Genomic DNA, 8,565 nt, shown 5'->3' with positions numbered 1-8,565 from the left:
GCCTTCGCCTCGCCCAGGCCCAGGCCGGTCAGCTCGCGCACGACCTTGATGACCTGGATCTTCTTGTCGCCGGCCGACTCGAGGACGACGTCGAACTCGTCCTTCTCCTCGGCGGCCTCGGCGGCAGCGCCACCGGCGGCGGGGGCGGGGGCGGCGGCGACCGCGACGGGGGCGGCGGCCGAGACGTCGAAGGTCTCCTCGAACGCCTTCACGAACTCCGAGAGCTCGATGAGGGTCAGGCCCTTGAACTGCTCGAGCAGTTCTTCGGTCGAAAGCTTAGCCATGATGTTTCTCCTTGATGGTGTGCCCGCGCGCGGTGCGCGACGGGCGGGTTGACTGTCTCGCGGATCGGCAGGCGCCGATCCTTACGCGTCCTGCTTCTCCTGCAGCGCGCCGAAGCCGCGGGCGGCCTTGGCGGGCAGAGCGTTGAACAGCTGCGCCGCACCCACGAGAGCGGCCTGCATGGCGCCGGCGGCCTTGGCCAGCAGCACCTCACGGCTCTCGAGGTCGGCGAGCTTGCCTACCTCAGCGGCGGTCAGGGCGTTGCCATCGAAGTAGCCCGCCTTCACCACCAGATGAGGGTGTGCCTTGGCGAAGTCGCGCAGTCCCTTCGCAACCGCGACAGGGTCACCGTGCACGAAGGCGAGAGCCGAAGGGCCGGCGAGCTCGTCATCGAAAGCGGTGACGCCGGCCTTGTTGGCGGCGATCTTGGTCAGCGTGTTCTTCGCCACGGCGTACGTCGCGTGCTCGCGGATGCTGTTGCGCAGCTCGCGCAGTTCAGCAACCGTGAGACCGCGGTACTCAGTCAGCAGAACGGCGGTCGACCCTTCAAACTTTGCCTGAAGTTCGGCGACCGTGGCATCCTTCGTAGCCATGGTGCTCCCTAGTTTGTCGTTCCCGGCCGGCGGACGCCGCCCGGTGCCACCGCCGCTCGGAGCATCCGCATTCCCCGGGGAATGAGAAAAGCTCCGGCGCGCACGCACGGAGCTTCTGAGCTTTCGGGATCTGATCCCTCGATCGAGGAGTTCGCACCTGCGCAGGTCTTCGCCGCTTCGTTTCCGAAGCCTCGAACGTTACGGGGATCTTGCGAACCCTACCGGCGGTCTTTGGCCAAGGAGAAGGCCATCACGGATCGGAGAGCGGGCCAAACGGGGGCCTGCCGGGCTCCGGATCGGCGAACCGTCCGGAGCCCGGCCTCCCGTCACGCCTCTCGGCGCCGGCGGAGCAGGGCGGCTCCCGCGATCATCAGCAGCGCCGCCAGGGCGGCCAGCGGCAGCGTGCCCGGCGCGCCGGTCTGCTCGAGCGCGCCCGGGGCGAGCGCCGCAGCGCCCGCGACCGCCTGGGTGTTCGCCACCGTGCCGGCATTCGACGAGGTCACCGTCAACACCGCCTGCTGCCCCGGCCGGAGACCGCGCACGGTGATCAGGGCGCCATCGCGGGTCGCCGTGCCCGCCGAGACCGAAAGCGCGTAGCCGAGCGCCGGATCGTAGTCGATGATGGTCACCTCGAAGCCGTCGGGGGTGGGCCGGGGCGCCGAGAGGCGCGGCGCGGATCCCGCCTTCTGGGCGGCGCCGGCGACCGGCGCCGCAGCCTCGGTCGAGCCCGGGCGCTGCACGCGCAGGTCGACCGTGGCGCTCTGCTCGGGCGCGAGACCGCTAACCAGCAGCGTGCTGCCGACCATGATCGCGGTGACTCCGGCGGGGGCATCGGGCAGATAGACCGCGGTGGGATCGAAGTTGGTGATCTCGACCGTGTAGCCGTCGGCCGTGCGCGTCACCGGCCCGAAGGTCGGCACGATGCCCGTCTCGAGCGCGGTGCCCGTGACCGGGGCCTGGGCGTCGGTGAAGCCGGTCTTCGAGACGGTGACGCCGACGGTCGCCGAGTCGGCCGGCGCCACGCCGGTCACCGTCACGAGACCCGATCCGTCGACGGCCGCGGAGGCTCCCGGCGGGGCGGAGAACGTGTAGACCGCCAGCGGATCGAAGTTGTCGATCTGCACCGTGTAGCCGTCGGCCGTGCGCGTCGGCGCGCCGAACGTGGGGGCGACGCCCGTCTCGAGCGCCGTGCCCGCGACGTCGGAGCTGCCCGGCACGTAGTCGGTGCGCGTGGTCGAGACCGTGACCGAGGTCGAGGCGCCTGGCGCGAGACCCGTCACGGTGACGAGGCCCGACGCGCTCACCGTCGCCGAGCCGGTCAGCGGGGTCGTCGCCCAGGAGAAGGCGCCGTCGTAGTTTGTGATCTGCACCGTGTAGCCGTCGGCGGTGCGCGTCGGCGTGCCGAACGTCGGCACCAGGGCCGCGTTCAGGGCTGTGCCCGCGACCGGCGCCGACGCCTCGGTGCGATCGGGGTGCGAAGCCGTGACGCCGACCGTGCCGCTCGCACCGGCGGCGAGACCGGTCACGGTGATGGTGTCACCGGTCCTCGAGGCCGAGGCGCCCGCCGGGAGCGCCGAATCATCGAGCGTGTAGGTGACGGCGGGATCGTAGTTCGCGATCTGCACGGTGTAGCCGTCGGCCGTGCGCGTCGGCGTGCCGAACGTCGGAGCGATGCCCGTCTCGAGCGCCGTGCCCGGTGCGCTCGCGTGACCGGAGACGTACCCGGTGCGCGTGGTCGAGACCGCCACCGAGGTCGAGGCGCCTGGAGCGAGGCCGGTCACCGTCACGAGGCCCGACGCGCTCACCGTCGCCGAACCGTCGACCGGAGTCGCCGCCCAGGCGAAGGTGCCGTCGTAGTTCGTGATCTGCACCGTGTAGCCGTCGGCCGTGCGCGTCGACGTGCCGAACGTCGGCACGAGCGCCGCATCCAGCGCTGCACCTGTCACGCCGGCATCGGCCTCGGTGAAGCCGGTCTTCGAGACCTCCACGCCGACGGTCGCTGATGCGCCCGCTGCCAGGCCGGTCACAGTGATGGTGTCACCGGTCCGCGAGGCCGAGGCGCCTGCCGGGAGCGCAGAGTCGTCGAGCGTGTACGTCGCCGCCGCGTCGTAGTTGGCGATCTGCACCGTAAAGCCGTCGATGGTGCGCGTGGGTGTGCCGAACGTGGGAGCGACGCCTGCCTCGAGCGCCGTGCCCGATGCGGCCGCGCTGCCGGGCGCGTACCCGGCGCGCGAGGTCGAGACCGTCGCGGTCGCGGAGGCGCCAAGCGCGAGGCCCGTCACTGTGACGAGGCCCGACGCGTCGATCGACGCGGTGCCCGCGGAGGGCGTGACGCCCCAGCTGAAATCGGGATCGTAGTTCTCGATCTGGAACGTGTAACCGTCGGCCGTGCGCGTCGACGCGCCGAGGTCGGGCACCAGGGCCGCACTCAGCGCGGTTCCCGAGGTGGCCGCGCTGCCGGGCGCGTACCCGCTGCGCGAGGTCAACACGGTGACGGTGGTCGCAGAGCCGGGGGCCACACCCGTCACGGTGACGAGGCCCGACGCGCTCACCGTCGCCGAACCGGTCAGCGGGGTCGCCCCCCAGGAGAAGGCGCCGTCGTAGTTCGTGATCTGCACCGTGTAGCCGTCGGCGGTGCGCGTCGGCGTGCCGAACGTCGGCACGAGCGCCGCGTTCAGCGCTGCGCCGGTCACCGGCGCGGAGGCCGGCAGGCGGTCGGATCGCGTCGCGGTCACGCCGACCGTGCCGCTCGCGCTCGGAGCGAGACCCGTGACCGTGATCGTGTTGCCGGTGCGGCTCGCCGAAGCGCCGGCCGGCAGCGCGGACTCATCGAGCGTGTAGGTCGCCGCCGCATCGTAGTTCGAGATCGTGACCGTGTAGCCGTCGACCGTCGAGGTGATCGGGCCGAACGTCGGCGCGGTGCCCGCGAGACGCGGGGTGACCGGCACGCGCGGATCGGAGCGCTCCGAGTAGAGCGTCGGCGTCGCGCTGGCTCCGCTGCTCGTCTCGGTCTGGATCGAAACCCAATAGGTCGTGCCGTTGGCCAACCCGGTGAAGGTCAGGCTCGTGCCCGTGGTGAATTGCGTTCCGCCGCCGAGGATGGTCCCGCCGGAGGCTGCGCTGAACAGCGTGACGGCGTAGCGCTGCAGCGTGTTGCCGTTGAGATCCGCGTGATCCCAGGTCGCCGTCGCGCTGCCGACGCCGGGGGTGGCCACGATGTTCGTCGGCGCGAAAGGATAGCCGAACGGCGTGCCGCTGCGAACGTTCGAGGCCGCGCCGGGACCGGCTTCGCTGACCGCGCGCACCTGCGCATTGTAGAGCGTGCCGTTCGTGAGACCCGAGGCGGTCGCCGGGCTGCTCGTGCCGAGCGGCAGCCAGGTCGATCCTCCGTCGATCGAGTACTCGTACCGCTGGATCGGCCGGTCGCCTGCAGCGCCCGCGGTGAACGTCAGCGTCAGGCGCTGATCGCCTGGGGCGACCGCGGTGAGGTTCGGTGCCGCCGGTCGCTGCAGCGGCATCGCCGAGGGGCGGCGCGTCGACTCGGGGCCGGTGCCGGCGGCGTTCGTCGCGGCGACCGCGACGAAGTAGGTCGTTCCGTTGGCGAGCCCCGTGATCGTGCACGCCTCGGGGCCGGCGCTGGTGCAGGACGCGAGCGGCGTGGTCGAATCGACCGATGCGTAGGCATAGGCGGTGTACCCGGTGATCGGCGATCCGCCGTCGTCGGCGGGCGCCTGCCAGCTCGCCTCGATCGATCCCGTGTTGCCCACGGTGACCACGTCGGTGGGCGGGCCAGGGACCGTGCGCGGGGTCGCGGAATCGACCGCGGGGGCGCCCTCGCCGATCGCGTTCACGCCGCGCACCCGCACCTCGACGGGCGTGCCGTTGGGGTGACCGGTCAGCAGGAACGAGCCGGAGAGGCTGCCCGTGCCGACCCAGGTGCTGCCGCCGTCGATCGAGTACTCGATCCGGGTGAGGGGCGCACCGCCGTCGTCGGAGAACGTGGCCGCGACCGCGACCGTGGTGTCGCCCGGGGTCAGGGCCAGCGCCGACTGCGGGGGTGCAGCGGCCGGGGCCGAGGTGAGCTGGTTCGATCCGCCGCCGGCACCGACCGCGTTGACGGCGCGCACCTGCACGGTGTAGCTCTGGCCGTTGTTCAAGCCGGTGATCGTGACGTGACCCGAAGCCTGACCGGCCGAGACCCAGGTCGTGCCGCCGTCCAAGGTGTACTCGAGGTCGGTGATCGCGGATCCGCCGTCGCCGCCCAGCGTGAGGTCGACCGTGAGCCGGCCGTCCCCGCGCTCTACCGCGTTCAGTGCCGGCGCAGCCGGCGTCGACGCCGGGGTACCCGCCGCAGGAGCCGAGCTCGCGCCGTCGCCGGCACCGGTCACCGCTCGCACCTGCACTTCATAGGTGGTGCCGTCGGTGAGGCCGCCGATCACGAACTGGCCCGAGAGCGATCCCGTCGACGCCCACGTGCTGCCGCCGTCGATCGAGTACTGGTACTTGTCGACCGTCGCGCCGCCGTTGTCGCCCGGGGTGAACGTCACAGCCAGGGCACCCGGCTGGGAAACGACAGAGGTGATGGTCGGAGCACTCGCGGGCACCGCGGGCACCGGGCCGAAAGTGGCGCGCGCGGTGGACGCCGGGCCGGCCCCGACGGCGTTGACCGCTCGCAGTGCCACCGTGTACTCGGTCCCCTCGTCGAGCGGTGTGCCGTCGCTGCCGTCGGAGATGGTGATCGGCGAGGTCAGCGATCCCGCATCCGTCCATGTCGCTCCGCCGTCGGTGGTGTACTCGTAGCCGGTAATCGAGGATCCTCCGTCGTTCCCCGGCGCGGTGAACTCGATCTCGAGCGCACCGGATCCCGAGGTCCGCTCGATGTGGTCGACTGCGGGGGCGCCCGGCACGGTCGCGGGAGTCGCCGCGACCGTCGAGGCCGGCCCGGCGCCCACGGCGTTGACCGCGCGCAGCTGGACGCTCTGCGCGGTGCCGTTGGCGAGGCCCGGGATCGTGATCGGGCCGGTCGTGCCGACCGGCACCCAGGTGCCGCCGCCGTCGAGGCTGTACTCGACGCGGGTGATCGGCGACCCGCCGTTGGATCCCAGCGAGAACGATGCGGAGATGGCGCCGTCGAGGCCTGTCGCAGAGGCCCCGACGAGAGCACCGGGAGCACCGGGCGTGACGATGCTCACGGCCGCGCTCGGCGCACCGGCGCCCGCCGCATTCAGCGCACGGATCTGCACCGCGGTCGAGGTGCCGTTGCCGAGGCCGGTCAGCTCGAGCGGGCTCGCTCCCGAAACCAGAGGCTGCCAGGCCCCGCCGTCGAGGCGGTACTCGTAGCCGGTGATCGGCGATCCGCCGTCGAAGCCGGGGACGAAGCCGACCGTGCCGACTCCGATGCCCGCCGTGGTGCCGACTATCGTCGGCGCCCCGGGGGTCGCTCGCGGCGTGCCGGATGCCGGATCGCTGATCGCGCCCGTGCCCATGGCGCTCGTGGCGCGCAGCTCGATGTCGACCGCGACCCCGTTGGTCAGGCCGGGGATCACGATCGGCTGCCCGGTGCCGGCGACGGGCACCCAGCTGCCCCCGTCGACCCGGTACTGGTATCCGGTCGGCGGCGCACCGGTCGCCGGAGGATCGAAGGTCACCGAGAGAGCGCCGTCTTGCGGGGCGAGGCCCGTGATCGTCGGCTTCGACGGAAGCGCGTAGGGGGTGAGGGGCTGCGACTTCGGCGAGAACTCGCCGACGCCCGCAGGGGTCACCGCGGCGACGCGGAAGACGTATGCCGTGCCGTTGGTGAGCCCGCCGACGGTGAGCACGGCGTCGGCCGAGCCGACGGTCTGCGATGCGCTCCAGGTGCCGCCGTCATCGGAGCTGAACTGCACCTGGTAGTCGGTGATGGGACCCTGGCCGATCTCGGCGGGCGGGTTCCAGAAGAGGTCGACCTCGCCGACGCCTGCCACGCCCTGCGGCGCGGCAGGCGCGGCCGCGGTACCGGTGACCCATCGGATCACGATCGAGCCGTTGCCCGAGTTCTGGGCGGCATGCTCATACGAGGCGCTCAGCCCGTCGAAACCGGTCGTCCTGTTCTCGCCGACGGAGCCGCCATAGCCGAACCACTCGGTCGACGTACCGGCGCCGAACTCGACACGGCCCTGCGCGCCGCCCTGGGCGCCGCCGCCACCGCCGCCCGAGCCGCCGCCGTCGTTGCTGGTGCCGCCGCTGGGCTGGATGCCCGTCTGCCCGTTCGAGGAGGTGGTGTCGGTGCGGCCGACGAAGGTGCCGTCGGCCGGGCGCCCCCGGGTCGGCTCGTACTGACCCGACCCGCCGTTGCCGCCACCGCCGCCGGCGACGATGTCCTGGCCGTTCACGCGCAGTACCGATGCCGCGCCGCCGGCGCCGCCCTGACCCGAACTGCCGGACGTGGCCACCAAGCCGCCGTTGCCGCCTCGGTACGCACCCAATGGGTTCGATCCCCCGGCAGGCGGAGTGTTCGCGGCCGAGCTCCCGCTGATCCGATCGCGGCCCTTCGCTCCGCCCTGACCGACGGCGATCGTCAACGACTGGCCGGGGGTGACCTCGAGCGTGCCGGCCACCAGACCGCGATACGAGCTCGGATCCGGTCCCGCCGTCGCATCCGCGCCGCCGTTGCCGCCCTGGCCGCCGCGGATCTCGACCTGGATCGAGGTCACGCCCGCGGGCACGACCCAGCTCTGCGTCGACACCGTATAGTCGAAGGTGGCCTCGTGCTGCTGCGGAGCGGTCCACGCCGGCTCTGCGCCTGCGACCAGAGTGCCGCCGACGAGCGCTGCGACAGTTCCGACTGCGAGAGCGCCCCACAACGAGCGACGCACGGTCGTCTTCTGCACTGTTCCCCCCATCAGGTTCGGGGGTCACCTCAACGGTTGAGCCCCCGACCCCAGGACACTCATGGATCAAGTATAACGGGCTCTTCGCATTTGGAAGTGTAGAAGTGGTGCCCGGAGTGGCTGCCGCTAGATAGATCGAGGCCTCTCGATGATGGAAGTTCCTACACTGTCCATCCGAGAGACCTCGACATGCACCACGCTACCTTCCAGCCCGCTGATCTGACGACGTTCTGCCGCCTCGATGAACTCGGCCTGACCGCGACCCGGCAGTACCTCGAGCCCGACCATGCGGTCATCGAGTGCCGAGTGAAAAAGCCCGACCCGTGGTGTAGGCGTTGCGGAGCCGAGGGGGTCGCCCGCGATACGGTGACTCGCCGGCTCGCGCATGAGCCTTTCGGGCATCGCGTCACGACGCTGCTGATCCGAGTGCGCCGATACCGATGTTCCTGGTGCCGTGCTGTGTGGCGCGAGGACACCACGCTCGCTGCCCCGGACCGGGCGAAGATCTCTCGTGGTGGGCTCCGCTGGGCGTTGGAAGCGCTCCTCCTGGACCATCTCACCGTGTCACGCGCGGCAGCGGGCCTCGGGGTGTCGTGGCATACCGCGAACACCGCGATCTTGGCCGAGGGGAAACGGAGGCTCATCGAGGATCCTGGCCGGTTCGCCGGAGCTACCACGATCGGGGTCGACGAGCACGTCTGGCGGCATACTCGCTGCGGAGACAGGTATGTGACGGTGATCATCGATCTGACCCCGGTGCGCGAGAAACGCGGCCCGGCCCGGCTGCTGGACATGGTCGAGGGCCGCTCGAAACAGGTATT

3 protein-coding genes and 1 pseudogene are annotated in these 8,565 nt (G+C 71.5%); 1 reads left to right on the top strand and 3 read right to left on the bottom strand.

Annotated features, from left to right (window positions below; all coding sequences use genetic code 11):
* The 3 genes from rplL to H629_RS0113630 all read right to left on the bottom strand — a co-directional run.
* Positions 1 to 284: 50S ribosomal protein L7/L12 (rplL, locus tag H629_RS0113640; RefSeq protein ID WP_024357788.1), on the bottom strand; the 284-nt coding region annotated here is incomplete at its 3' end.
* An 81-nt stretch (positions 285 to 365) separates the two neighbouring features.
* Entirely contained in the window at positions 366 to 875 is a 510-nt protein-coding gene (rplJ, locus tag H629_RS0113635) for a 50S ribosomal protein L10 (RefSeq protein ID WP_024357787.1), read from the bottom strand.
* Positions 876 to 1,201: 326 nt separating this feature from the next.
* Positions 1,202 to 7,744 (bottom strand): fibronectin type III domain-containing protein, encoded by a 6,543-nt coding sequence (locus tag H629_RS0113630; protein ID WP_024357786.1) that lies wholly within the window; start codon positions 7,742 to 7,744, stop codon positions 1,202 to 1,204.
* A 189-nt stretch (positions 7,745 to 7,933) separates the two neighbouring features.
* On the opposite strand from H629_RS0113630, the pseudogene H629_RS0113625 reads away from it, so the two are divergent.
* Positions 7,934 to 8,565: pseudogene (locus tag H629_RS0113625) on the top strand (ISL3 family transposase); the annotation flags it as partial.

This window comes from Leucobacter chironomi DSM 19883 (assembly GCF_000421845.1).
Lineage (GTDB): Bacteria > Actinomycetota > Actinomycetes > Actinomycetales > Microbacteriaceae > Leucobacter > Leucobacter chironomi.
The sequence above is the reverse complement of the archived record's forward strand: the minus strand, read 5'-3'. Positions and strand labels throughout refer to the sequence as shown.

Excerpts from the sequence above, each read along its gene's own strand:
- rplJ (WP_024357787.1), bottom strand. The coding sequence starts at position 875 with ATGGCTACGAAGGATGCCACGGTCGCCGAACTTCAGGCAAAGTTTGAA.